At 34.6% G+C, this 25477-nt stretch carries 20 protein-coding genes and 1 rRNA gene; 7 read left to right on the top strand and 14 right to left on the bottom strand.

Annotated elements, in window-relative coordinates; translation table 11 throughout:
- The first annotated feature begins 82 nt into the window (after positions 1-82).
- Positions 83-2467, top strand: a complete 2385-nt coding sequence (locus VB798_RS17475; protein ID WP_323260663.1) for a ribonuclease R family protein — start codon at positions 83-85, stop codon at positions 2465-2467.
- A gap of 39 nt (positions 2468-2506) precedes the next feature.
- On the opposite strand, the gene VB798_RS17480 is transcribed toward VB798_RS17475, so the two are convergent.
- Both VB798_RS17480 and VB798_RS17485 read right to left on the bottom strand, forming a co-directional pair.
- A complete protein-coding gene (locus VB798_RS17480) occupies positions 2507-3016 on the bottom strand; it encodes a D-glycero-alpha-D-manno-heptose-1,7-bisphosphate 7-phosphatase (protein WP_323260665.1) in 510 nt (169 codons plus the stop codon).
- A 358-nt stretch (positions 3017-3374) separates the two neighbouring features.
- Positions 3375-3812: a hypothetical protein gene (locus VB798_RS17485; RefSeq protein ID WP_323260667.1), complete on the bottom strand. Its 438-nt coding sequence runs from the start codon at positions 3810-3812 to the stop codon at positions 3375-3377.
- A gap of 219 nt (positions 3813-4031) precedes the next feature.
- On the opposite strand from VB798_RS17485, the gene VB798_RS17490 reads away from it, so the two are divergent.
- The 5 genes from VB798_RS17490 to VB798_RS17510 all read left to right on the top strand — a co-directional run bounded on the left by VB798_RS17490 (position 4032) and on the right by VB798_RS17510 (position 9674).
- Positions 4032-5690, top strand: a complete 1659-nt coding sequence (locus tag VB798_RS17490) for an amidase family protein (protein ID WP_323260669.1) — start codon at positions 4032-4034, stop codon at positions 5688-5690.
- Positions 5691-5693: 3 nt separating this feature from the next.
- On the top strand, positions 5694-6548 hold the full coding sequence (locus tag VB798_RS17495; RefSeq protein WP_323260671.1) for a YybH family protein: 855 nt from the start codon (positions 5694-5696) through the stop codon (positions 6546-6548).
- A 120-nt stretch (positions 6549-6668) separates the two neighbouring features.
- Complete coding sequence (nagA, locus tag VB798_RS17500; protein WP_323260673.1) at positions 6669-7802, top strand: N-acetylglucosamine-6-phosphate deacetylase; 1134 nt, start codon at positions 6669-6671, stop codon at positions 7800-7802.
- A 146-nt stretch (positions 7803-7948) separates the two neighbouring features.
- Positions 7949-9094 (top strand): methionine aminotransferase, encoded by a 1146-nt coding sequence (locus tag VB798_RS17505; RefSeq protein ID WP_323260675.1) that lies wholly within the window; start codon positions 7949-7951, stop codon positions 9092-9094.
- Positions 9095-9287: 193 nt separating this feature from the next.
- Positions 9288-9674: a hypothetical protein gene (locus VB798_RS17510; RefSeq protein WP_323260677.1), complete on the top strand. Its 387-nt coding sequence runs from the start codon at positions 9288-9290 to the stop codon at positions 9672-9674.
- Here the strand turns inward: VB798_RS17510 and VB798_RS17515 are convergent, their stop codons facing one another.
- The 10 genes from VB798_RS17515 to VB798_RS17560 form a co-directional block, all read right to left on the bottom strand.
- Complete coding sequence (locus VB798_RS17515; protein WP_323260679.1) at positions 9675-10169, bottom strand: energy transducer TonB; 495 nt, start codon at positions 10167-10169, stop codon at positions 9675-9677. It lies immediately after the preceding gene.
- Positions 10170-10437: 268 nt separating this feature from the next.
- The gene (locus VB798_RS17520; protein WP_323260681.1) at positions 10438-10782 is read right to left on the bottom strand and encodes a phage holin family protein; all 345 of its coding nucleotides are present in this window, start codon (positions 10780-10782) and stop codon (positions 10438-10440) included.
- A gap of 35 nt (positions 10783-10817) precedes the next feature.
- Positions 10818-11417, bottom strand: coding sequence for a bifunctional phosphoribosyl-AMP cyclohydrolase/phosphoribosyl-ATP diphosphatase HisIE (gene hisIE, locus VB798_RS17525; protein WP_323260683.1), 600 nt, complete (start codon positions 11415-11417; stop codon positions 10818-10820).
- A 27-nt stretch (positions 11418-11444) separates the two neighbouring features.
- Positions 11445-12215, bottom strand: a complete 771-nt coding sequence (gene hisF / locus VB798_RS17530; protein ID WP_323260685.1) for an imidazole glycerol phosphate synthase subunit HisF — start codon at positions 12213-12215, stop codon at positions 11445-11447.
- 183 nt (positions 12216-12398) lie between these two features.
- Positions 12399-13121 (bottom strand): 1-(5-phosphoribosyl)-5-[(5-phosphoribosylamino)methylideneamino]imidazole-4-carboxamide isomerase, encoded by a 723-nt coding sequence (gene hisA, locus VB798_RS17535; RefSeq protein WP_323260687.1) that lies wholly within the window; start codon positions 13119-13121, stop codon positions 12399-12401.
- Positions 13122-13214: 93 nt separating this feature from the next.
- Positions 13215-13577, bottom strand: a complete 363-nt coding sequence (locus VB798_RS17540; protein ID WP_323260689.1) for a four helix bundle protein — start codon at positions 13575-13577, stop codon at positions 13215-13217.
- Positions 13578-13713: 136 nt separating this feature from the next.
- Positions 13714-14298 carry an imidazole glycerol phosphate synthase subunit HisH gene (gene hisH / locus VB798_RS17545; RefSeq protein WP_323260691.1) on the bottom strand — a complete coding sequence of 195 codons (585 nt, stop codon included), beginning with the start codon at positions 14296-14298 and terminating at the stop codon, positions 13714-13716.
- 374 nt (positions 14299-14672) lie between these two features.
- Positions 14673-15581 (bottom strand): DUF72 domain-containing protein, encoded by a 909-nt coding sequence (locus VB798_RS17550; RefSeq protein ID WP_323260693.1) that lies wholly within the window; start codon positions 15579-15581, stop codon positions 14673-14675.
- 86 nt (positions 15582-15667) lie between these two features.
- Entirely contained in the window at positions 15668-18229 is a 2562-nt protein-coding gene (locus VB798_RS17555) for a zinc-dependent metalloprotease (RefSeq protein ID WP_323260695.1), read from the bottom strand.
- A 108-nt stretch (positions 18230-18337) separates the two neighbouring features.
- A complete protein-coding gene (locus VB798_RS17560) occupies positions 18338-20497 on the bottom strand; it encodes a ComEC/Rec2 family competence protein (protein ID WP_323260697.1) in 2160 nt (719 codons plus the stop codon).
- A gap of 145 nt (positions 20498-20642) precedes the next feature.
- Here VB798_RS17560 and VB798_RS17565 point away from each other — a divergent pair, with 145 nt between their 5' ends.
- The gene (locus VB798_RS17565; protein WP_323260699.1) at positions 20643-24422 is read left to right on the top strand and encodes a DEAD/DEAH box helicase; all 3780 of its coding nucleotides are present in this window, start codon (positions 20643-20645) and stop codon (positions 24420-24422) included.
- A gap of 49 nt (positions 24423-24471) precedes the next feature.
- Here VB798_RS17565 and VB798_RS17570 read toward each other — a convergent pair whose 3' ends face one another.
- Both VB798_RS17570 and rrf read right to left on the bottom strand, forming a co-directional pair.
- Positions 24472-25227: a hypothetical protein gene (locus VB798_RS17570; protein WP_323260701.1), complete on the bottom strand. Its 756-nt coding sequence runs from the start codon at positions 25225-25227 to the stop codon at positions 24472-24474.
- Positions 25228-25366: 139 nt separating this feature from the next.
- Positions 25367-25476: ribosomal RNA gene (gene rrf, locus VB798_RS17575) — 5S ribosomal RNA — on the bottom strand.
- Between the last annotated feature and the right edge of the window lies 1 nt (position 25477).

The raw sequence follows: 25477 nt of genomic DNA on the forward strand, positions 1-25477 counted from the left end.
TTTCTAAATCACTCATTCACTAAATAGCTAAGAAATCAGTTGCTTTTTACCTATATTTGAGAAATAACATATTAATTCCTAAATGATTAACCCAAAACAAATCAAAGAACAAACTTTTCGTGATAGAATTAAAGGTGAAATACTTGAATTTTTTCGCTTAAATGAAGATACAGCTTGGTCGCTCAACCAAGTACATAAAGCATTTTCCGTTCGTGACCGCAGTACAAAAACCTTGTACGGAGAACTTCTTGAAGACCTCCACAAAAACAAAAAAATTATCCGTCAACAAAACGGAAGTTATATTATTGATACAGTAACACAATTTGTTGTTGGAAGAGTTGACCACGTAAATGCTCGTTTTGCATTTATTGTTGTAGAAGACCGAGAAGACGATATTTGGGTAAATACTCGTGAACTCAACGGCGCTGTTGACGGCGATACCGTAAAAGTATTAGTTTTTCCAAAAGGTAAAAAAGGCACAACCAGAGCCGAAGGCGAAGTTGTAGAAATTATAGAAAGAGGTAGAAAAGAATTAGTAGGTACGATTGAAATTTTACCAAACTACGCTTTTGTAACACCCGATGCCAAAAAAATATTTCAAGATGTATTTGTCTCAAAATATGATATTGGCGATGCTCAAAATGGCGATAAAGTAATCATTAAGATTATGAGCTGGGCAGAGAAAGAGCGTAAAATGGAAGGACAAGTAATAGAAGTTTTAGGAAAAGCTGGCGAAAACAATACCGAAATGCACGCTATTTTAGCAGAATTTGGTTTGCCAATCAATTTTCCAAAAGCGATTGAAGATGAAGCCGAAGCAATTCCTGTTAAAATTTCTGCCACAGAAATCAAAAAGCGTCGTGATTTCAGAGAAACAACAACTTTCACGATTGACCCAGCCGATGCCAAAGATTTTGATGATGCACTAAGTTTTACTTTCTTAGAAAATGGTAATTACGAAATCGGAGTACACATTGCCGATGTTACACATTATGTTTTGCCAGAAACTAATTTAGAAGCTGAAGCTTTCAAAAGAGCTACTTCGGTATATTTGGTGGACAGAGTTGTACCGATGTTGCCAGAAAAATTATCGAATGGCTTGTGTTCGCTTCGTCCGAATGAAGATAAATTGACTTTTTCAGCCGTTTTTGAAATCACACCAGAAGCCAAAGTTGTTGGCGAATGGTTCGGTAGAACTGTTATTCATTCAGATAGAAGGTTTACTTATGAAGAAGCCCAAGAAGTATTGGATGGAGAAGTTGTCAATGCCAAAACAGAAGAAGTTCAGCCAACTGAAATTGTAGCAGAAGAACCCAAGAAAAAAGGTCGTAAAAAGAAAACGGATGAAGTAGCAATACTTCCAAATTTCTCAAAAGAACTTTTAACCTTGAATGAATTAGCTCATAAACTTCGTGACGAACGTTTTGCCAAAGGTGCCGTAAATTTTGAAACCGTTGAAGTAAAATTCAATTTAGACGAAAACGGAAAACCACTTGGAATTTATCAGAAAATCAGAAAAGATTCGCATAAACTGATTGAAGAATTTATGCTACTTGCCAATAAAAAAGTAGCAGAGTATGTCTTCAATTTACGCAAAACCGAACCTAGAAATACGATGGTGTATCGTACTCACGATGCACCAGACCCAGAAAAGTTGAAAAACTTCTCTACTTTTGCTAAGCGTTTTGGTTATAATGTACAAACAGAAGTTTCGCAGATTAGTACTTCTTTCAATGCTTTAATGCACGATGTAGAAGGAAAGCCAGAGCAAAATATTTTGGAAAATTTGGCAGTAAGAACAATGTCAAAAGCAAAATACAGTACCGACCCAGTCGGTCACTTTGGTTTGGCATTTCCATTTTACTCGCATTTTACCAGTCCGATTCGCCGTTATCCAGATATGATGGCGCACCGAATGCTTCAACATTATTTAGATGGCGGACAGCCTTTGGAGCGGGCACCTTGGGAAGCTCGTTGCAAGCATAGTTCTGAAATGGAAAAAATGGCGGCCGAAGCAGAGCGTGCTTCTATCAAATACAAGCAAGTAGAGTACATGAGCTTGATGGAAGAAGGCAAAGTTTGGGAAGGAATTATTTCGGGCGTTACCGAATTCGGGATTTTTGTAGAAATTACAGAAACTGCTTCGGAAGGTTTAATCAGAATGAATGATTTGAAAGATGATTTCTACGATTACGACCGTGATAATTACAGAATTGTCGGACAAAGAAATGGACGAGTATTTACTTTTGGTGATAAATTACAAGTAAAAGTAAAAGAATGTAATTTAGGACGTAGAAGTATGGATTTGACTTTGGTTGGCAATGATGGCGATGGAAAAAGAAAGACAAAACCTTCGCACCGTGGCGATTCTAGACATAAATCTAAAAGCTCAAAATCAGCACCAAGAGGCGACAGACGCTCAAAAGGTTCAGAAGGTAGAGATAGGTCTAAAAAACGAGATAGATAATAAAACAAAAAGAGGTGGCAAATTGCTACCTCTTTTTGTTTATTGTAAAACCAGTTCACTTGCTTTTAGCAAATTACTGGTGGTTAATTCTGAAAGTGATTCTTCTGGTTTTTCGGTTAAATGAATGGTTTTCACACCTGCTTTTTTTCCTGCTTTAATATCTCGATGTGCATCGCCAATCATCCACGAGGCATCACGGTCTATTTTATATTTGGCGATAGCCTTTTCAATCATCAAAGAATCTGGTTTACGAGTCAATGAAGCTGAATTAAATTTTTCGTGATGTGGACTAAAGTAAATATCATCTAATAAATTTCCACATTGTTCTTGAAAATAGTTGTGACATTTCCATACATCCTCACGAGTATAAATTCCTTTGGCAATTCCCGACTGATTGGTAATTACAATTAATAAGTATCCCGCAGCCTTAAATCTTTTCAACGCCTCAATCGCTCCTTCTGGAATAATCAAATCCTCAAGTCGGTACACATAATCAACTCTATCAATGTTCAATACGCCGTCACGGTCTAAAAAAATACATTTCTTCATCACTTATAAATTTAGTCAATAGATAAAAAACGACTTTGAAAAGCAAAATAATTTGGTTCAAAGTTAAAACCACAGTACAATATAACTATTTTGTTATTTTTTTGTACAATTTATTCTGTTTTTTTATCTAACAGTAATAGTATTCAGATTTTTCACAAAAAAACGCAGACTTTCTGACAAGTCTGCGTTTTTCGCTAAAAATCTTTGGATTTGAGATTTTGGCTATCGGTCATCAAATTTCGGAAATCGGATTTCAGATGTCGGATTTATTCTTTATTACAAAGCTATTTCGGAATCCAGACTTATTTTAATTAAAGTTTAATTCCGATTGCCGACAGCCGAAGTCTGAAAGCCCAAACTACAATTTATCCCAAGGAATACGGCTCAATAATAAAACCAAACCTAAACCAAAGAAAATTAAAGCATTTTTATGACGAACAATTGCATCTGTAGCACGTTTGTTCTTTGAATACCCTACTGTAATCAAAGCAATCGCAATGATGTTTGTTAGGATATGTTCTACTGCAATTTTACGATACTCTGCAATTTTCATTACTTCAGAACCGAAATCTGTAAAAGCTTTCATTCCGAATGGGCTTAAGAACAAGTATAAAACCAAGCCAATCAATAATTGCGTGTGATTAGAGATTAGGAAGAAAAGACCAAACTTACGGTCGGTTTCAGTGAAATCACTTTTTGAACTTAAACCCATTGCCGCACGGACAATCACAATAAGCCCTAGAATCATCACGACAAAGAAAAGTGTCTTATGAATTAATTGAAAAATTTCGTACATAAATTTTGGGTTTTGATTTGTCAATATTTTCTCAAAGATAATAAACAAAGGTTTCGTTTATCGTGTAATTTTATAAAAACATCAACATTATAGCTTTTGAGCTTTGAGAAGTCAGTTATGAGCATTTTCAACTTACTCATAGAAATTTGCCCTCAATAAAAGTCTGAAAGCTCAAAGCTGATTTCTCAAAGCTTACAATCACTTCATCCACAAAAAATCATGAACAAAAAATTACTCATCACATCTCTTTGTTTGGCAAGTATGGCTTTCGGAGCATTTATCACCAAAAGCTTAGAAAACGAAAGTATTACGATTGACATCGTAAAAAAAGCCGAAAGAATAATTGGTTTAGAATTTACTCAGTCAGAAGCAGATTCTATGTTAGCTGAACTCAACGATACTCGTAAAAGTTTTGAAGAAATCAGAAAAGTAGAACTCAAAAACGAAGTTGCACCGGCTTTAGTGTTCAATCCTTTACCAACAGGTTTTGAATTTGAAAAGGGTAATTCTTTTTTTAAAGCTTCAAATATTTCAACGATTTCACTTCCAAAAGATAAAAATGATTTAGCTTTTTACTCCGTCAGACAATTAGCAGCATTAATTCAAAACAAGAAAATCACTTCGCTTGAACTGACGAAATTCTTTTTAGAACGCCTGAAAAAGTACGATACTCAATTGGCTTGTGTCGTTACACTCACGGAAGATTTAGCCTTACAACAAGCCGCAAAAGCTGATGCAGAAATTGCTGCTGGAAAGTATAAAGGTTTATTACACGGAATTCCTTATGGAGCCAAAGATTTGTTAGCCAAAAAAGGTTACAAAACCACTTGGGGTTCTGTGCCTTACAAAGACCAAGTATTAGATTACGATGCCGTCGTAATTCAACGATTAGAAAAAGTTGGTGCTGTTTTATGTGCAAAACTTACTTTAGGAGAATTGGCTTGGGGCGATGTTTGGTTTGGCGGAACAACCAAAAATCCTTGGAATTTAAAACGTGGTTCTTCAGGTTCTTCGGCGGGTTCTGCTTCATCAGTAGCGGCTGGATTATTACCTTTTGCCATTGGTTCTGAAACCTTGGGTTCAATCGTTTCTCCATCTTCCGAATGCGGTGATACAGGTTTGCGCCCTACTTTTGGACGAGTACCAAGAACTGGCGCAATGGCTTTAAGTTGGAGTATGGATAAATTAGGACCAATTTGTAGAACCGTTGAAGACTGCGCCATTGTTTTTAACGCTATTTTAGGAAAAGACGGACAAGACCAAAGTGTGATTGACGCACCTTTTCAATTCGATGGTAACAAAAAAGATTTAAAAGGTATTAAAATAGCTTATTTGAAAAAAGATTTTGAAGGAAAGTATCCCAACAAAACACAAGATTCACTCACTTTAGTCACGATGAAAAAATTGGGTGCTGAATTAATTCCTTTAGAATTGCCTAATTTGCCATCTAACGATATTAGTTTTTTACTCAGTGTAGAATCGGCGGCAGCATTTGATGAATTGACTCGTTCAGGAAAAGATGATTTAATGGTTCGTCAAATTAAAAATGCTTGGCCAAATGCTTTCAGAGCAGCTAGATTTATTCCTGCGGTAGAGTATTTACAGGCGAATCGTCACAGAACTTTATTGATTCAGGAATTTAACAATAGGTTGAAAGGAATCGACGTTTACTTATCACCCGCCTTTGCCAGTAGAAATTTAACAATGACCAACTTAACGGGACATCCTTGCGTGGTTTTACCAAACGGATTCCGTGCGGAAGGTCGCCCAACAAGTATTACTTTTATGGGGAAATTATTTGGCGAAGGCAAATTATTACAAGTAGCTAAAATTTATCAAGATGCCACAGATTTCCATTTGAAGCATCCTAAATTATAAAATATGTACTTCAAACAATTGCTATTATCAGTAGCTTTGGGTTTTCCCTTAGCTACTTTTTCCCAAGAAGTAAAGCAAGAAGAAGCTTTACAAAAAATGGTAGAAAGCGAAAAAGCCTTTGCTCAAACTTCTGTTGACAAAAGTACCAAAAGTGCTTTTCTAGCATTTTTAGGAACAGATGCTGTTGTTTTTGACAAAGGAATGCCCGTAAATGGCGTTGAACATTGGCAAAAAATAACGTTCAATCAAAGTTTAAATTGGCAGCCTTATTTTGCTGAAATAGCAGGTTCTGGTGATTTTGGTTATACCGCTGGCAACTGGCAAATTTACGATTCAAAAACACAAGCGAAAGCATTGGCTTTTGGCAGTTTTGTTTCACTTTGGAAAAAACAAGATGATGGTAATTGGAAAGTAGCCATTGATATAGGCGTGAATCATGTTGAAAATACCAACAAAAATGCCTCTATAACCAAGAATTATCCAGTTTTTAAGCCTACTGAATTAAAAAATAACGCTACCTTCGCCGAACGTTTTGTTTTTATGAACGACCATTTTTATTGGAAAAATGCGAAGAATTCTCCCAATCCTTTTGAAGCTAATTTATCGCAACATGTAAGAATTTTCAGAAATGGGCAATTGCCCATTCTTGGAAAAGAAGCCGCCAATCAGTTTTTGAAAAAATCGTATGATAAAAAACTGATTTACACTGGTTTAAAAGTAATTGCTTCGTCTTCTGGAGATTTAGCTTGTGTTTATGGCACAATCTCTGGCAATGGGAAAACTGGCAATTATTTAAGAATGTGGCGACAAGAAGCAAAAGGTGTCTGGAAAATCACCCTTGAAATCGTTAGTATTTAACTTAAGTAATCTCAATCTATACACAATAGATGTGACATTTTATTTATTACAAATAATTGATAATGAGCAGCTTAAAAAACTAATCACCAATCACTATTTACAAATCACTGATATCGCATTATGTACGCTTTAAAAAACTGCCAAATATTTACCTCAGAAGAGATTCTTACGCATAAAATCTTAGTCATTAAAGGCACTAAAATTGCTAAAATTCTTAATGATGATGAGATTGAAGATTTAGATAATCTTTTTCCTGATATTCAAATCATCGATTTAGAAGGCTATAACATTGCTCCTTCTTTAATTGATGCTCAAATTTATGGCGGTGGCGGAAGTTTGTACAATTCTAAAACAACAGAAGAAACAATCCATAATACTTATTTGGAAATTCGTCGTGCTGGAACAGCGCATTTTCAAATCACACTTTCATCAACGCCTTTAGAGAAAATTTTAGAATCGATAGAAGTAGCCAAAAGCTATCTTAAAAACGGCGGACAAGGTTTAGTTGGTTTGCATTTGGAAGGTCCTTTCTTTAGTTTTCCAAAAAGAGGCGCTCACGTTGCTGAATTTATCAGAAAACCAAGTATCGAAGAATTAACCACCATTATTGAAGCATGTAAAGGTTTACCAACCTACATGACCATCGCTCCTGAAGAATTTACTGACGAACAGCTTGATTTACTGTTACAAAGTGAAATAAAAATTGCAGCAGGACACAGTTCTGCTACGTATCAACAAGCTAAATATGCTTTCGATAAAGGGATTAAAAGAGTAACGCACTTGTTCAATGCCATGTCGGCTTTTCAAGGACGTGAACCTGGTTTAGTGGGTGCTACCTATGATTCAGAAGCTTGGGCAAGTATTATCCCCGATGGTATCCATGTGGATTTTACGAGTGTAAAAATCTCTAAAAAAATCATGGGTAAAAGGCTTTTTATCATTACTGATGCAGTAACCAATGATGTTTCAGGAGATTATAAATTTATTCATGCTGGCACGCATTATACAGATACCAAAGGTACTCTTTCTGGCTCTGCTTTAACGATGCTTCAAGCCGTAAAAAATTGCGTTGAAAAAGTAGATATTCCTTTGCCAGAAGCATTAAGAATGGCTTCAACTTATCCCGCAGAAGTACTTGGACTTGAACATTCTTTGGGTAAAGTTCAAAAGGATCATTTGGCAAATCTCTTTATTTTCGACGATTCTCTCAATATAAAAGGCTTAATTGAAAATGGCTGTTTGGAATGGTTTTAGGTATAATTGTGATTGAGTGAGTTGTGAGTTAGTGAATTAAGGAAAATGTTATTAATTCAAGTAAGTTGTTCTTACAAGCATAACATTCCTAAGATAACCAATATAAAATCTGACATCTGAAAGCCGAATACCGAAAGCATTTAAAAATGAATTTGATTTCTAAACAACCCAATACAGGAACTACTATTTTCACGGTAATGTCAAAATTGGCTTCTGAACACGAAGCTTTGAATTTATCACAAGGTTTTCCAAATTTTGATTGTTCTCCTAAACTGGCCGAATTGGTTAATCATTACCTCAAGAAAGGGATGAACCAATATGCTCCAATGACGGGTATTCAATCTCTTCGAGAAATCATTGCCCAGAAAGTAAGCGATTTATATCAAGTAAATTATCATCCTGACAGCGAAGTGACGGTTGTTTCTGGCGCAACGGAAGCACTTTATGCAGCGATTACGTCAGTTGTTCACCAAGGCGATGAAGTAATTCTATTAGAGCCTTGTTATGACTCTTACACGCCAGCAATTACTTTAAATGGAGGAATTCCTGTTTATGTAACTTTAACGCCAGAAAATGAGTATAAAATTGATTGGGAAATTGTAAAGTCGAAAATTACTGAAAAGACCAAACTAATAATTCTGAATACGCCTCATAATCCAACTGGAACTGTACTTTCGGAAGAAGATTTGAATCGTTTGGCTGATATTGTGAAAGACACCAATATTTTTCTGATTGGTGATGAAGTATATGAACACATTATTTTTGATGGATTATCGCATTGGTCTTTACTCCGAAATCCTGTTCTAAAAGAACGCAGTTTTATTTGTGGTTCTTTCGGAAAAACATTTCATGTTACGGGCTGGAAAGTTGGTTATTGTCTCGCTCCAAAACAATTAAGCGAAGAATTCAGGAAAGTACATCAGTGGCTAACATTCTCGACGGTCACTCCTATTCAATATGCTTTAGCAGATTTCTTGCAAGAACCTGAAAATTATCTTTCCATTCCGAAGTTCTATCAGGAAAAGCGTGATAAATTCTTGACTTGTATTCAAGATTCTCGCTTTACCTTTACGCCAGCAAAAGGTAGTTTCTTTCAATGCGTGAATTATGAAAAAATTACAGAGGAAAACGATTATGATTTAGCCATTCGCTTAACGAAGGAAATTGGTGTAGCAAGTATTCCAGTTTCGGTATTTTATCATCGAAAAAATGACTTTAAAATTCTAAGATTTTGTTTTGCGAAAGATGATGAAACCTTAGAGAAAGCTGGAGAAAGACTATCGAAACTTTAGGATTTTGGTAGTCTGATTTCGGATATTGGATTGATAAATAAAACCTTATTAATAAGTAGTCAATACAATTTAATCGACGTTTTTTTGCAAAAATTGATAATTAGAAACTTACAATTCTAATCACCAATTACTATTTACTAATCACTACTTAATTAAAATTTGCACGCTTAAATACTAGATTTATTCCAAAAACATGAAACATACAATTTATATTTTACTCTTATTGATTACTTGTGCTTCTTGCACAAAACAACCAAAATTAGACGGTTTAGATTTAGAAAAATTTAAAAATGATTTCGGTGGCTGTAAAGGCGAAAGGTTGAAAATGGTTGACAAACTAAAATCTTTGAAAGAAGAAATCAAAGGAGTAAGTTCAAACGATTTGGATGATTATTTAGGAAAGCCAGATATTCAGCAATTAGCCGACCGTAGCCAAGAATATTATATTTACTTTTTAGAACCGGGCAGTCATTGTGAAGACGTTAAAAAGAAATCTAACGCACAAATGATGGCGGTAAGATTCAGCGCCATGGGAATGGCAACTGAAGTAAATTTCCAAAGAGGAATGCCCGAAGAGTAATTAGAATTTTATCGGTAAAACATAAAAAGAAGCAACGGGGATTCCTTGTATCTTGGCAGGAATCCAAGTTTTCATTTTCTTAACAAGATTGATTGCCTCAGCACTTAGTTTGGGCGAAATTCTATTATCTATTACATGTATTTTAGAGATTTCACCAAAGCGTTCTACTTTGAACCTCACCAAAACAGTCTCTCCTTTTGTATCATTAGGACGCACCAAGTTTTGATAGATAAATTTATTCAATCCATCCTGTCCTTCCGAAAACATTGCAGGCGATTCTACTTCGTAATAAGTTGAATCCAAATCTATTGTCATGTCTTTGAAAAAGGAATTTTTCTCCTTGTCTTTTTTACTGACAGGACTCTGTATTTCCAGAACACTTGCAATAAGATTTTTATCTTTTTCTGAAAAAGAATTGGTTGAAATGGTACTTTTTTGTGCTTTAGCATTCATCCCCAATAGAAGGACGATGCCAAATAGTGTAAAATTTTTCATTATTTATTACTTAGGACTTTATAAATTCAAAAACAGGGTAACACCTATCAATTACTTAGAAAAAATGATGAACAAACGACCAAAATGAAATACTATTTTGAACTCATGTAGAAAACAGCACATTTTTAAAAAATTACCTTGTGGTAAATTACAAGTACAAATGTAATCGTTTTTTTTAGTTTTTCAATTATGTGTAAATTTTTATCAAAATATTTATACATAATTGAAAAACAAGCACTTAGCAAGGTTAAAATCTAGTATAAAATACTTAGTCTTTATCAAAAAACCAACCCAAAACAGTTGAAGTAATTGATAAAGCAAAACTAAAAATCAAAGGAGGAACAAAGCCATTAACATGAAAGCCATCAATAAAGTAATCTACAATATATACTACGATTACATTAATAACCAAGAGGAATAAACCCAAAGAAAGCACCGTAATTGGAAAGCTAACGAGCTTTAATATAGGTTTCAAAAATGTATTGGCAAAGCCCATCGCTAATACCACCAAAATAGACGTTTGAAAGCCGTCGATACTAATGCCATTAATATACTTTGACCCAAACATAACCACGATGGCAATGATTAAATATTTGATAATGAAGTTTGTCATTTCGCAAATTATTGTTCTATAATTGTAATTAATTTTTAACGTGAATGTCTTGAGCGAAGTACATCAATAATTTCATCAAAATCAAGTCCTCTTTGTTCTAATAGGACTAAATAATGAAATAATAAGTCAGCAGCTTCACCTTTGAACAGTTCATCGTTCGAATCCATCGCCTCAATCACTAATTCTACGGCTTCCTCTCCTACTTTTTGAGCAATTTTATTTGTTCCTTTTTCAAATAAACTAGCAGTATAGGACTTCTCTGAAGGGTTATTTTTACGATCACGAATGACTGCTTTTAGGTGATTCAACCATCCCGCTTGTCCCGGTTCATTTTTTTCTCCCCAACAAGTATCTGCACCAGTATGGCAAGTTGGGCCAGCGGGATTTACTTTTATCAACAAAGTATCTTCATCACAATCTTTCAAAATTTCTACAACGTGCAAGAAATTATCAGACGTTTCGCCTTTTGTCCAGAGACGTTGCTTAGAACGACTGAAAAAAGTTACGACACCTTCACGCTCTGTTTTTTCCAAAGCTTCTTGGTTCATATAACCAAGCATTAGTACTTTTTCTGTCTTAGCATCTTGGATGACAGCAGGGATTAGTCCTCCCTGTTTTTCAAAATCTACTTGCATGTTTTTGAATTTAATTTTTCGCAAAAATTATAGTCTAACAGAGATTCCCTTCTCTCTTAAATACTCTTTTAATTCAATAATATCTATTTCCTTGAAATGGAAAATACTTGCTGCCAAACCTGCATCGGCTTTTCCTACGGTGAATACTTCGTTGAAGTGTTCCATCGTTCCCGCTCCGCCCGAAGCAATGATTGGAATTGATGAATTTCCAGAAATTGCCGCTGTTAATTCATTCGCAAAGCCAGCTTTCGTGCCGTCGGTATCCATTGAAGTCAGCAAAATTTCTCCTGCTCCACGCTCTTCTACTTCTTTTGCCCAAGCCAAAGTACGCAAAGCTGTTGGTTTTCTGCCACCATGGGTATGAACGATATGTTCTGAAATTCCATTTTCAGTAACAACAAAGCGAGTATCAATCGCCACAATAATACATTGCGAACCAAACTGTAAAGCTAGTTCATTAATCAATTCTGGTCGGCGAACAGCAGAGGAATTAATTGATACTTTATCTGCACCCGCATTAAGCAAAGCTGAAACGTCTTCAATAGAAGAAATTCCTCCACCTACGGTAAAAGGAATATTGACATTTCGAGCTACGTTTCTGACCAAATCAATTAATGTTTTGCGGTTATCAACGGTGGCAGTAATATCCAAAAACACTAATTCGTCTGCCCCTTGTTCAGCGTAAATTGCACCTAATTCTACGGGGTCGCCTGCATCACGAAGGTTCACGAAATTCGTGCCTTTCACTGTGCGACCGTCTTTTATATCAAGACAAGGAATTATTCTTTTTGTAAGCATTGTATATAGCTTTCGGCTATCAGCGGTGAGCTTTCAGCCATTTTTTAGACTTTAGGACTTAAAGACACAAGATTTTAGATACAAGAATCAAGATTAAAGACTTGTAAATTTTATTTGGATTTTAAGACTTTGTATTTCCTTAAAACATCTGAAATCCGACATCCAATATCCCAAATCCAAGATCTATTTATGTAAATCAGCAATCTGTTTCAAAGTAATTCTACCTTCATAAATCGCTTTGCCGACGATTACTCCGAAGATATTCATTTCGTCTAATTTCAAAATATCATCCATAACCGAAACGCCTCCACTGGCAATAATTTGTAAGTTTGGAAATTGGTCTTGGAGATTTTTATATAACTGAAAACTTGGTCCTTCTAATAGTCCGTCTTTTGCTACATCTGTTGAAATTGTATATTTCGCTCCTTTTTCGATATAATTTCCTACAAAATCATAGACCGAAGTAGTGGTAGCTTCTTCCCAACCTGAAATGGCTATTTTTTCATCACGAGCATCTGCTCCGAGAATGATTTTTTCTCCGCCATAGTTTTGTAGCCATCCTTCAAATAAATCAGGATTTTTTACGGCTACACTTCCGCCTGTTACTTGTTTTGCTCCTGAATTAAAAGCAATTTCAATCATTTCGTCTGATTGTACTCCTCCTCCAAAATCAATATGAAGGTTAGTTTTACTTGCCAACAATTCTAATACTTTATGATTGATGATACGTTTTTGTTTTGCACCGTCTAAATCAACCAAATGCAAACGCTGAATACCTGCATCTTCAAAAGACTTGGCTACTTCTAATGGATTTTCGTTATAGATTTTTTTCTGAGCATAATCGCCCTGCGTAAGACGAACACATTTTCCGTCAATTAAATCTATGGCTGGAATAATTTGAATCATTGTTTTTGATTGTTAGATACAAGATGAAAGAAGCAAGAGACAAGATTTTTTGAAAAATATATTAGAGGATATACTCCTCAAATATATTTTCATTTAAATTTTTGCTTGTAAACTTCTACTCAATCCATGTATCATTTTCTGTATTTCTTGTATTTGACTTATTAGTTTTTCTAATTCGCTTTCTGATATAAAATTCAAGTTTTTAGCTACAATCAACTGAGTTTCTACTTCAAATGCCGAAGCAATACTTATTGATAAAAATCGTATAAATTCTTTATCTCCTCTTCCAGAACCTTCAGCGATATTTGAAGGAATAGACAAAGCAGCTCTACGTAACTGAGACGTAAGACCATACATTTCATATTGAGGAAAGCTGGCAGACATCTCGTAAATTTTGGTTACGAAATCAATAGACATCTTCCATACTTTCAATTCTTTAAAATTGTGTAAAAGCATATTTTGAAAGTTTTAAGGTTATAAAATCTATACTCCTCAATTCATCTATACATAGAACTGTAAATTATTCAATCTTACTTCTCATGTCTTATCTCTTTCGACTTGAGTCTTTCATCTTGCTTCTTGTATCTTGCCTCTAAAGTCTCAAAAAATTCTCAATAATCTTCTGTCCTTCTTTTCCACTGATTTCGGTGTGGAATTGGGCGGCGTAGAAATTTTCTTTTTGAAGCATCGCTGAAAATGGTTGTACATAATCACATTCGGCAACTGTATATGTACTGATTTCGGCATAATAACTATGCACAAAATACATAAAGGCATTTTCCTTCAAGCCTTCCGTCAACTTACTTTTCAGGTTATAAATATTATTCCAACCTACGTGTGGCACTTTGAAATTACTTGAATCAAAACGTTTTACGTTAATATCAAAAATACCCATGCAAGTAGTATCGTTTTCTTCCGAATGCTTACACATCAGTTGCATTCCAACACAAGTACCTAAAACAGGTTGTTTCAACGAAGGAATTACTTTATCCAAACCTTTTTCACGCAAGTATGCCATAGCAGTACTTGCCTCGCCAACGCCCGGAAAAATCACTTTATCAGCCGAACGGATTTCAGCCTCATCGTCTGTCCAAAGGTAGTTTACGCCAATTCTGTCCAAAGCATACATTACCGATTGCACATTTCCTGCGTTGTATTTGATTATTACTGTTTTCATTTTTTAGAATTAAGAGAAAAACAATTTGAAATTCACCGTCAACACTCCCGATTAAGCATTAAAAAAGCCTGACTCTTTTCAGGAATCAGGCTTCTATTTATATCGAATACTTGTGTCGTTGCTATTGGCACAATACTCATCAGCCTTTCCTGTTTAGGAAACGAAATGATGGTTATGATGTGTGCCTTTGAAAATCATGATGCAAAAATAGTTATTATTTTGAAATTTACTTCCTAAAGATTTGGTATTTAGTACGAAAAGCAATAATTATTTCGCTTTCGGATGTCGGATATCGGATTTCAGATGTTATATTAAATGTTTCTTTTTTCTTATTTAAAACCGAAAGCTAATGTCCGACATCCGAAAGCTTACAACTAAAACAAACTCATTTGTTCTACTTTGGGTAGAAATTTCGGCTCTTTTAGGTTCAAGTCAAAATGTAAATTGAACTGCTGAATCCAATAATAAGCCAATTCTGGCACACAATCTTTATCGTTAACATGCACAAAAACATAAACCTCCTCTACTCCTTTTTCAAACCAACTTTTTAATTTCTGAATCCATTCATCAATTCTTGGATAATCTGAGGGATGTTCGTTGCCAGTCCAACGAATCATGGCGATGCTATTACTCAAACTTTGATGTGCTACATCTCTTCTGCCAGAAACATCAGTAATCACCGTTCCGTGACCGAAACTTTGTAAAAGTGATAATGCCTGTTGCCAGATTTTTTCATTTTTAAACCAATCTTCATGGCGAAACTCTACGGCAATTTTCAAATTTGTAGGCAAGGTTTTCAAATACTTTTCTAAAATGTGAAAATGCTTCGGCATAAAATAAGGCGCTAATTGTAAAAATGGAATGCCTAGTTTTTCTTCTAATTCAAAAATTCTCTCACAAAACACTTTGGTGACGGCATCAGATTTTTGCAATAAATTATCATGAGTAATTACTTGTGGAAATTTTGGATTGAAAGTAAAACCTTCTGCCGAATCTTCTTTCCACGCTTTCACTTCATCTTGGTTCGGAATTTTATAATGAGTAATATTCAATTCTATCGTTTCAAATTGCTTTGAATACAATCTTAAATAATCTCCCTTGTTTACTTTATGCGGATAAATTTTTCCATTCCAATCTTTGTTTGCCCATTCTGGACAACCGACTTTTACTTTTGGTTTTTTCACAGGAATGCCTGATAATACTTTCGTGTTAAAGGCATTATCAGTTTGTAAAGTAAAATCTACTTTGCTTAACTCGTGTATAGGAAGTTTTCCGAAATCCATTTTTCTTGATTTTAATCTTTTAAAGGTAATAAAAAAATCCTGCCGTTACCGACAGGATTTTTTTTACACAAAATTCAGACTACAAATTACTTTGGATCAAGACCTTTTTCGATTCTGAATAATACATCTTCAAAATGATATTTTGTCATTTTATCAGTTGTTAAAGGTAAAGCAGCTTTAAGCTCGCTTTTCAATGCCAACAAATGTCCACGAGTTACTGAAGTAATATCTGTTTTACGTGGGTCAACTGGTGCAGGAACGACAGTTCCTCTAAAACTAAATCCTCCTTGACCACCAACAGCTGTACCATTTAAAATAGCAAGCATTCTTTCTACATATACTTTCTGTAAATTTCTACGAGTAGCATCTGTTACTTTACGAGTACGAGCTTCTGACCAAATTGAAGAACGAACGTCTGTAAATAATTCATCCAAACTATATGAAGCTGGGTTTTTAGCATTCATTTCAACCAAACGTTGTAAACGGTCTGAAGTAAATAAATTATTCAAAGTAGCTTCTTGGATACGACTGATTGCATCTACACCATAATCTGGACGAATTTTAGTGATAATTTTATCATCTAATAACCAAGATGGCGTATCAAAAACCTGACGATTCAACCATAAAACAGCGTTTTTCTGAACACTCTTAGGAGTTGGTTCATAAACTGCACCTTGTTGGTCAGCTGTTTTTGGTGTTTCATAAACACCACCAATATTTTTTGAAACATGACCGATATAACGACGATATTGCGTAACGATTTCGTTATAAGACTCCGTCAACATATCAAAATCTTGTGCTTCCTCTTTAGTCCATTCAGTTAAATTTGGTACAATTCTTTTCAAGTTTTTAATACCGTAATCACTTGCCAACATATTGTCGTCGCCCAAACATTCACTTTGTGTACGTGGGTCGTAAGGATTCGTTTCTGTACCGAACCAAATTCTTGGATTTTTAGCAAATTCCTGAATATACTGTTTACTCAACGTTTTTTGGTCATCTTCTGGAGTAGCACCATCCAATGTTTGGTAAGCCCATTTAATTGCCCAAATATCATATTCACCAATGCGTGGATACAAATCTTTCACGCCATCTTCTGGTTGAGCTACATAATTGAAACGAGCATAATCCATAATTGAAGGCGTATGACCATGCTCTGCAATCCATTTCGGGTCACGAAGTTTTTCTACTGGAACAGTACTGCTTGAACCATAATTATGACGTAAACCGATTGTGTGACCAACTTCATGAGATGATACAAAACGAATCAAATCGCCCATTAATTCATCATCAAATTTATTTTTTCTGGCACGTGGGTCAACTGCTGCACCTTGAGTCATGTACCATTTTTTCAATAACTTCATTACGTTATGGTACCAACCGATGTGACTTTCTAAGATTTCGCCAGAACGTGGGTCATTTACATTAGGGCCATAAGCATTTTCAATATCAGAAGCGAAGTAACGAATTGCTGAATAACGAGCATCTTCTAAACTGATAGTCGTATCTTTTTCACTCAAGATTTCTCCACGAATAGCATTTTTCCAACCAGCCGCTTCAAAAGCTTTTTGCCAATCATCAACACCCATTTTTAAATATTTACGCCATTTTTCAGGAGTAGCTGGGTCGATATAATATACAATTGGTTTTTTCGGCTCAATCAATTCTCCTCTTTTTTGCTTAGCAGCATCTTCTGCATTTTTAGGTTCTAATCTCCAACGAACAGCAAAAGTTTGGTCTTCTGTACGCTGTCCACCTTCTTCAAATACCGTATAACCACTTGCAAAATATCCGACTCTGTTATCAAAATAACGTTTTTTCATCGGCGTACTTGGCAATAAAATCATTGAAGTGTTAAGTTCAATAGTTACTGCACCTGCTGCCGCTGCACCAGGAATATTAACTGAAGGTACTGTTGGCGCACCAAAACTTGGCATTGGTGGAATCGCATTGAAAGTTTTAACCGTTCTGATTTCCGTATTGATTGGATACGATTTTATCGACTGAATGTAAGAACGATCAGGAGCAATTGCAGTAAGTTTATACGTTGTTTTTGTGTAAGGAGGCAAAGAGAAAATCTGATTATCGCCTTTAAAAAATTCAGTTACTTCAATGACTGATGAACTTGTTTTACTGATAGAATCTTTTTTGATAGCCTTTAAATCAAAAGCCTGAGCGATTGGCTCAACATTTGAATTTTTAACCGCTTTGTAAATTGGTGCAGCAGAATCTGGAGAAACATTGATATACTGTACTGCACGAAGGAATACTTTATTTTCAGGTGCTTTTTCAAAACGAATTACCTGACGGTTCAACATTTCGCCACCATAAGTACCCGGAATCGTAGCAACTTTTGTGAAACGAGTAATACTCATGATTTCTTTGCCCATAATTGAATCAGGAATTTCAAAGAAATACTTATCATCAATTTTATGAACCGTAAAAAGTCCTTTTGAAGTTTTCGCTTTATCGGTAATTACTTCTTTGTAAGGTTTTGGTCCAGGTTTTGGAGCTTCGGCTGGTTTAGGCGCTGGTGCAGTTGTTGCGGCTGCGGGTGCTTTTGTATCTCCTTTTTTATCTTGTGCGTTTACAGAAACAGTAAAACACGACAAAGCCAAAAGAGCAATTTTAGTCTGAGTTTTTAGCATGATGATTTAAAAATTGTTGAAAAAATAAACGGTCTAAGTTAATGTATTAAGCTTTATTTCAGAAAAGTTTTTGATGAATGGCAATCTTTTACCTATTAAAAACAGCAATTAGTCAAAATCAGTAATTTGATAAGCTCCTTCTTTTCGTAAATTAATACAATTCAAGCCCAACAGTTTCGCCTGATTACTTAGTTTATCAGCGTACCAATCCGAATAAGAACCATCAATGATTAAATATTTGAATTGAACTTTGCCTATAATTTGTGCTAAATCGCTTACTGATTTATTCTCTAAAATTAGATAATCAAAAAACAGATTTTGAGCATCAAATTCTTTCCTTTTCAGATTTTTACCAATCCATAAAAATGTCTTATTTTTCCATGCAATTACAGTGACGGAATCTTTACTTTGTGCAATTACTCCGAATGATTTTAAGGCTTGATTTTGATTCAAATCACTTTTCAAAGTATCAATTACTCCAGCTTTCGCCCAAAAATTATTCAGCCGAAAACCAATATCTTTTCTACTTCTCAAAAAAGAATCATCTGCCAATAACATCGCTCGTTTATTTTTAACTACAGAAAATGCAGTATGCTTTGGAATTGAATGAATCAGTAAAAAATCTTGATTCATTTGTCTTACTTTTTTAGTAATTGTCAAGACAATTAATACACAAACAATTACACTGCTTACTTTTACCCAATAATATTGTTGCGTTTTCCATAGTACCATCAAAGTAAAAATTAGCGCATACATCAAATACATTTCCTCCTTTGAAATCCACAAAAACTTAGTAATCGCAAAAGGCAATGCTTCAAACCAAAGTACTGTTTTATTGAGTGCGAAAATAGAAAACTTCAAACCTTGACCTAACAAATAGAGAATTGTCTCAAGATTAAAATACAACAATATTTTAGCAAGTATCACAAAACCCAAACCATACATTAATACAACCGAAGAAAGTAAGATTACCAACGGATTGGCGAATAGAAAGTAATTGGGAAATTGATGAAAGTAATAAATGGTAATCGGAAATGTGGCAATTTGTGCAGCAATCGCTACTGTGGTTACTTTCCAAGTGAGGTCGGCAAGCCAATGAAACCAACTTTTAGATTTATCAATCACAACCAATGGGTTTAGTTTGGGCTGAAAGTAAATCATTCCAAAAACTGCCAAATACGATAATTGAAAACCAACATTGAATAAAAAATAAGGATTTATCAACAATAAACAGAATGCAGAAAAGGCGACAGTATTATAAGAGTTATCTTTTCGTTGAAAAGTTTTGGCAATCAAAATAACCGAAAACATAAAAGTAGAACGAAGTACAGGTGAAGACAATCCTGTGATAAAAGCATAAAACCAAAGTAAAGTTAAAATAATAAGCAGCATTACAAGTTTTCCATATTTACCCCGTTTATTCAAAAAACTAAGTAAAAACACTAATACAGCACAAATTACTCCGACATGTAAACCCGAAACCGACAACACATGAATAGCACCAGCAGCAGAATACGCCTGCATCAATTCGCTATCAATATCATCTCTTTGTCCCAAAATCATGGCATTTGCTACGCCATATTCTTGTTTGCCTTCTACAAAAGTCGTGAAAATAGAATCTGCAATAGTATTTGTTCTTAATGCAGTGGCTTTTATCAAATTTGGTTTTTCATTTACTATTTTTTCAATCTTTGAAGCAGGGCAAAACTGCTGAAAAGCTATGTTTTGCCAAGCCATGTATTGCCGATAATCAAATTCTTCTGGATTTTTAGGAGCAGAAATTTCTTGTGGATTTCCTTTAATCAAATAGACATCTCCATAATTTGGTTTTTCCACAGTATGATTATCAAAATAGAGAAGTATTTTTCCAGAACTTGGTAATATTTGATTATTGATAATGACCGAACGAATCTCAGCGACACATTTCCATGAATTTTCTTTCTCTTCGACTAAGTTATCCACAATTACTTCATAATGACTAAGCTTCGAAACATACTGTGAATAATGTTGTGGAAAATTACTTTCTGTTACCAAGAAAGTCCGCAATAAACCTGTTAATAATAAAACCATACAACCTGCGAAACCTATAAGTAAATGGTTTTTAAATCGTTGTCGGAAAATATACAGAGCGATATAAATGCTAATACTTAGCAACCAAACAACAAAAATCGGTTGAAGATGGGAAGGAGTAAAAAAATTGTAAATCACAATGCCCAAAATCAGGGTAATTGTAAAACGAACAAATGGAAACGGAGAGAAGTAGTTCATCTTGAGCCATTTAAGGTATAGAATTCTAAATTAAGAAATATTTTTGAAAACATAATTATTCAGCTTTTCTCTTTTAATTAAGTTTTCCAGTTCAATTATCTGTATCTTTGCGGATTAGCCGATTTCAAACAAAGCATTCAGAAAAATGTCAATAATCCTTGCAGAAAAATTAAGAAAATACCTTAAATCAAATGCTTTACCACAGAGTGTTTCTCGTGGAAAAATCATTTACCAAAAAGGTGGAACTACATTTGAAAAAATATCTTATACCGACAAAGGCGAAGCAACTATTAAAGTAAAAAGTGATTCTAGTTCTAAATTTTATTCAGTACTTATCAAAAATTGGAATACAGCTATTGTAAGTTCTAGTTGTTCATGCGACTACGATTGGGGCGGAATTTGCAAACACCGTGTTGCAGCTTTACTCTTTTTAGAACAAGATTTACTTACTCGCAAACCAAGCGTCATTCAATCGCTTCCTTTAAAGAAAACATATCCAACTTCGTATCATATAATTAGAATAAGTACTTTCGATGATTGGTCTTTGAAAAGTCATTCAAGTTTAGATGATTGGAAAAATCGTGCAAGTGTTCAAAATGTACAAATTATTTCAGCGATTGATGGCACTGCTATTGTTGATGTAGAATACAAAAAAGAGACTTTCCATTTAAAATTCGAAAAGCTACGTTTCAACAGCGAAGTGGCAACTTCATGTTCTTGCGCTCAGGACATCGAAAATCAGCTTTGTATTCATAAAATTGGAGCATTAATCGCCATTCGTGATACTTATGGACCCAACAATCCATTCGATAGAATGCGTGATTATACTGTTGAAAAAGATAAATTACTGGCAGAATATGGTTTTTCTTTAGAAGATGATTTGCAAGATAAATTTGATTTCAAACTAAAATCAGACGGCTCGGTTCAGTTACTTCGCCTCGACCAAAGTATTCAGAAATTAAGTCAATTTCAAAACTGGAGAAATATCAATAATAGAATTTTCAGAACGCCCGAAAATTCATTTTTAATCAATAACGATGATGTAGAACGTGAACTTCGTCAAATTCTTTATGTACTTCGTTTTAAAGGAACAGAATTTGTAAACGATGTAGCGATTGATACTTATTCGTACAAAGCAGGAGCAAACGGCAAAATGGCTTATATCCGTTCGTTGAAAGACAGCGATTTCGATAGTTTTCCTGTTTTGACCGATGCCGACAGCCAAGTAATTGGCTTAATTAACAGCATTAAAGACGATGGATTAAAAGCTTTTGGTAAGAAAAAAGATTTGCGTTTGCCATATTTCTACGATTATTTGAACCGTGACGAAGTTTCTGCCAACGATTTACCCATCGTAGAAGAATACATCAATAAGAAGTTAGACAGAATTTTCAATCTCTTATCTGACAAACAAGTACACACAAGTAAGACTTCTTTTGTGAGTAGCCAAATTGATGTTGAGGAAATTACGATTGGCAAAGAACGTATTTTTCCTTCATTTACTTTATCTGAAGAAGACGATTTTATCGTATTAGAAGGTTTTACTACCATCAATCAGAAAAAGACAAAACTGGCTTCTTTAGCGAATCCAAACAGTTATTGGGTTAGAAGTATTGGTAATGTTTTATATAAATTGGCAAATCCAGAAGTAGCCAATTTATTGAGCTATCTTCCTAAAAATGGCGTAATCAAAGTACGAAAAACCAATTTTGCAGGTTTCTTTCAAGATTTCGTTTTGCCATTAGCCGAAAAATTTACGGTCGATTTACAAATCAATCATGAAATTGAACATCAGCACAGCAGCTTTCAGCAAATAAAAATTTACTTAAAAGAAGACGATGGCAATTTGCTTTTCGTACCAATGTATGAGTACGAAAATGAAATAGAATTTTCGCACGATCAAAAAACGAATAAAATCAATTTTGAAAACGAGAAAATTACCATTCAACATCGTAACACGGAAGCTGAGAAGAACTTTTATCAAATCATAAAAGAACAACATCCTTCTTTCGAAAACCAAAGTCAATATCCATTCTTTTACTTGTCATTCAATAATGTATTGAAAGACGGTTGGCTTTACAAGTTTTTTGAAGCCATGAAAGCGCATGATATTACGATTTTGGGCTTTAAAGATTTAAAAAAATTCAGATATAACCCGCACAAAGCAGAATTTAATATCAAAGCTGGTTCAGGAATCGACTGGTTTGATATGAAAATTGAAGTACAATTTGGCGACCAACTGATTGGCATCAAGGAAATTCAAAAAGCCGTTTTAAAGAAACAAAACTATGTTGAATTGAAAGATGGTTCACTTGGAATGTTGCCAGAAGAATGGCTAAAACGCTACGAAAATGTACTGAAACTTGGGAAAGTAAAAGGCGACCAATTACAACTTTCCAAAATGCACTTTTCGTTAATTGACGAATTGAGCAAAGACATTGATAGTTTTGAATTCGAGCAAGAACTTTTCGAGAAAAAACAAAAACTGCTGAATTTCAAAGAAATGGCAGAAATTGCTTTACCACAAAATATGAATGCACAATTGCGTGATTATCAAGTGGAAGGGTTTAAATGGTTGAATTTCTTAGATGAATTTTCGTGGGGTGGAATTCTTGCGGATGATATGGGGCTTGGGAAAACGCTTCAAATGCTTACTTTCTTACAAGAACAACAAAATCGTAAACCTGATGCAGTAAATCTTGTTGTTTTACCTACTACTTTGATTTTCAACTGGCAAGCTGAAGCAGCTAAATTTTGTCCAGATTTAAAACTGTTCGTTCATCGTGGCGGAACTCGTCAAAAAATCAACGAACATTGGCATGAGTACGACATTATTCTGACAACTTACGGAATGGTTCGTTCAGATATTGAACTTTTCCGTGCCTTTAATTTCAATTATATTATTCTTGATGAATCTCAGGCAATCAAAAACCCTGATTCTTTGATTTCTAAAGCTGTTAAACTGCTTCAATCACGCAATCGTTTGGTGATGACAGGAACACCTGTTGAAAACAATACTTTTGATTTGTACTCTCAAATGGAATTTATCAATCCAGGTTTGTTGGGAAGCGGAGAGTTTTTCAAAGCAGAGTTTTCAAACCCAATTGATAAAAATCAAGACAAAGAAAAGGCTGCGCAATTACGAAAAATTGTGTATCCATTTATGCTAAAAAGAACAAAAGAAGAAGTAGCGAAAGATTTACCAGAAAAAACAGAAAGTATTATTTACTGTGAAATGGACAAAAAGCAGCGAAAAGTATATGATACTTTCCGTGAAATTTATCGCCAGAAATTGGTTGATAAAATGTCCACAGATGGAAGAGAAAAAGCTGCATTCTTAATTTTGGAAGGATTATTAAAACTTCGCCAGATTTGTGATAGTCCAGCGCTGCTAAACGATGATACAGAGTATGATACAAACTCTGCTAAACTTGAAGAAATCATTCGTGAAATTGAAGAGAATGCAGGTAATCATAAGATTTTGATTTTTAGTCAATTCTTAAAAATGTTAGATTTAATCAAACAGCATCTCGAAAAACATCATATCAAATACGAATATTTAGACGGCAAAACGACTGACAGAGCTGATAGAGTAAATCATTTTCAAGATGATGAAACTTGTAGAGTATTCTTAATGAGTTTAAAAGCAGGTGGTGTTGGTATTAACCTCACAGAAGCCGATTACGTCTATCTAGTTGATCCTTGGTGGAATCCAGCAGTAGAACAACAAGCAATCGACAGAACGCACAGAATTGGGCAGAAAAAGAGTGTTTTTGCTTATAGAATGATTTGTAAAGACACTATCGAAGAGAAAATATTATTGCTTCAAGATAAAAAACGAGATATTGCGAAAGATATAATCAGTACTGAAGACGGTTTCTTGAAAAAACTTTCACAAGACGATATTATAGATTTATTCTCCTAAACTCATTAACGCTTTCCTATGTTCAGTAATGCGCTTAGGAAAGTGTTAATCAAATACCTCTTTGTTTCATAATTCTGAGTGAAACAAACTTATACTTCAAGCCTACCGAAAGATTAATCCAAGCATCATTTGCAGTATCACTGTAAGAATTTACTCCCCCAATTTTATGTGGAGTAGTCAGATTATAAGCAGTTGTAGCATCTAATTTATCATTATAAACCCAAGAATAACGCAAGTCAAAAACGGTTGAAAGACGTTTACTAAGCCAAAGTTCTGTCATAAAACCAAACGGAACAACTAATTCTCTGGTATAATATATTCCTTTACTCCCAACACCAATGCCAGCCTGTTGAAAAATAGAAGTGTGCCTCGTTGTACCATCGGCAGTTGTTCTCAAAAAAGCTCCCGTTTTTAAGTCATAAACATCTGTGTGAAACCAAATCATTCCTATACCTAAGTAAGGTCTAAAAATCGAATTTCTTCTACTTTCCTCGAAAAGCCTACTTAAGTTAAGAGATACCAACAGATTTGATTGAAAAAACTCACACTTGAATCTTGAAAAATATGGTTCGTGTTCATAACCAGATAAATTTCCAAAATTACTTTCAAACATAAGGTTGATTTTTTGTGAGATTCCTTTCTCAACTGCAATAGATATGACAGGATTGAACGTACCTAAATGACCTAATTCTCCAATAGTAGTAGCCATTCCTAAAGAAGTATTAATAGAATATCCATCAATATAGCTAAATTGTTTTTGCGCAAATCCATTGAAGGGGATGATGATATAGCTGAAATATATCATGATTAAGTGTAGTTTTCTTTTCATTGTAGAGATTTTTTCTTTTAAAGATAATTCTTCTCTTTTACAAAATCAAGTTTTCCCAATATCTTCAAATGCAAAAAAGGTTCTTGATATTACTATCAAGAACCTTTTTTAATATTTTTGGGGTTTATTTACTTTCCCGCATATGATTGCAGTATCATCAACGGAACTGGGCTTAACTTCTCTGTTCGAGATGGGAAGAGGTGAACACCAGTCCTATCAACCCCAT

This window comes from Arcicella lustrica (assembly GCF_034930985.1).
GTDB classification, from domain to species: Bacteria; Bacteroidota; Bacteroidia; order Cytophagales; family Spirosomataceae; genus Arcicella; species Arcicella lustrica.

Coding starts and splice junctions, on each gene's coding strand:
- VB798_RS17475 (WP_323260663.1), top strand. CDS start 83: ATGATTAACCCAAAACAAATCAAAGAACAAACTTTTCGTGATAGAATT.
- VB798_RS17480 (WP_323260665.1), bottom strand. CDS start 3,016: ATGAAGAAATGTATTTTTTTAGACCGTGACGGCGTATTGAACATTGAT.
- VB798_RS17485 (WP_323260667.1), bottom strand. CDS start 3,812: ATGTACGAAATTTTTCAATTAATTCATAAGACACTTTTCTTTGTCGTG.
- VB798_RS17490 (WP_323260669.1), top strand. CDS start 4,032: ATGAACAAAAAATTACTCATCACATCTCTTTGTTTGGCAAGTATGGCT.
- VB798_RS17495 (WP_323260671.1), top strand. CDS start 5,694: ATGTACTTCAAACAATTGCTATTATCAGTAGCTTTGGGTTTTCCCTTA.
- nagA (WP_323260673.1), top strand. CDS start 6,669: ATGTACGCTTTAAAAAACTGCCAAATATTTACCTCAGAAGAGATTCTT.
- VB798_RS17505 (WP_323260675.1), top strand. CDS start 7,949: ATGAATTTGATTTCTAAACAACCCAATACAGGAACTACTATTTTCACG.
- VB798_RS17510 (WP_323260677.1), top strand. CDS start 9,288: ATGAAACATACAATTTATATTTTACTCTTATTGATTACTTGTGCTTCT.
- VB798_RS17515 (WP_323260679.1), bottom strand. CDS start 10,169: ATGAAAAATTTTACACTATTTGGCATCGTCCTTCTATTGGGGATGAAT.
- VB798_RS17520 (WP_323260681.1), bottom strand. CDS start 10,782: ATGACAAACTTCATTATCAAATATTTAATCATTGCCATCGTGGTTATG.
- hisIE (WP_323260683.1), bottom strand. CDS start 11,417: ATGCAAGTAGATTTTGAAAAACAGGGAGGACTAATCCCTGCTGTCATC.
- hisF (WP_323260685.1), bottom strand. CDS start 12,215: ATGCTTACAAAAAGAATAATTCCTTGTCTTGATATAAAAGACGGTCGC.
- hisA (WP_323260687.1), bottom strand. CDS start 13,121: ATGATTCAAATTATTCCAGCCATAGATTTAATTGACGGAAAATGTGTT.
- VB798_RS17540 (WP_323260689.1), bottom strand. CDS start 13,577: ATGCTTTTACACAATTTTAAAGAATTGAAAGTATGGAAGATGTCTATT.
- hisH (WP_323260691.1), bottom strand. CDS start 14,298: ATGAAAACAGTAATAATCAAATACAACGCAGGAAATGTGCAATCGGTA.
- VB798_RS17550 (WP_323260693.1), bottom strand. CDS start 15,581: ATGGATTTCGGAAAACTTCCTATACACGAGTTAAGCAAAGTAGATTTT.
- VB798_RS17555 (WP_323260695.1), bottom strand. CDS start 18,229: ATGCTAAAAACTCAGACTAAAATTGCTCTTTTGGCTTTGTCGTGTTTT.
- VB798_RS17560 (WP_323260697.1), bottom strand. CDS start 20,497: ATGAACTACTTCTCTCCGTTTCCATTTGTTCGTTTTACAATTACCCTG.
- VB798_RS17565 (WP_323260699.1), top strand. CDS start 20,643: ATGTCAATAATCCTTGCAGAAAAATTAAGAAAATACCTTAAATCAAAT.
- VB798_RS17570 (WP_323260701.1), bottom strand. CDS start 25,227: ATGATATATTTCAGCTATATCATCATCCCCTTCAATGGATTTGCGCAA.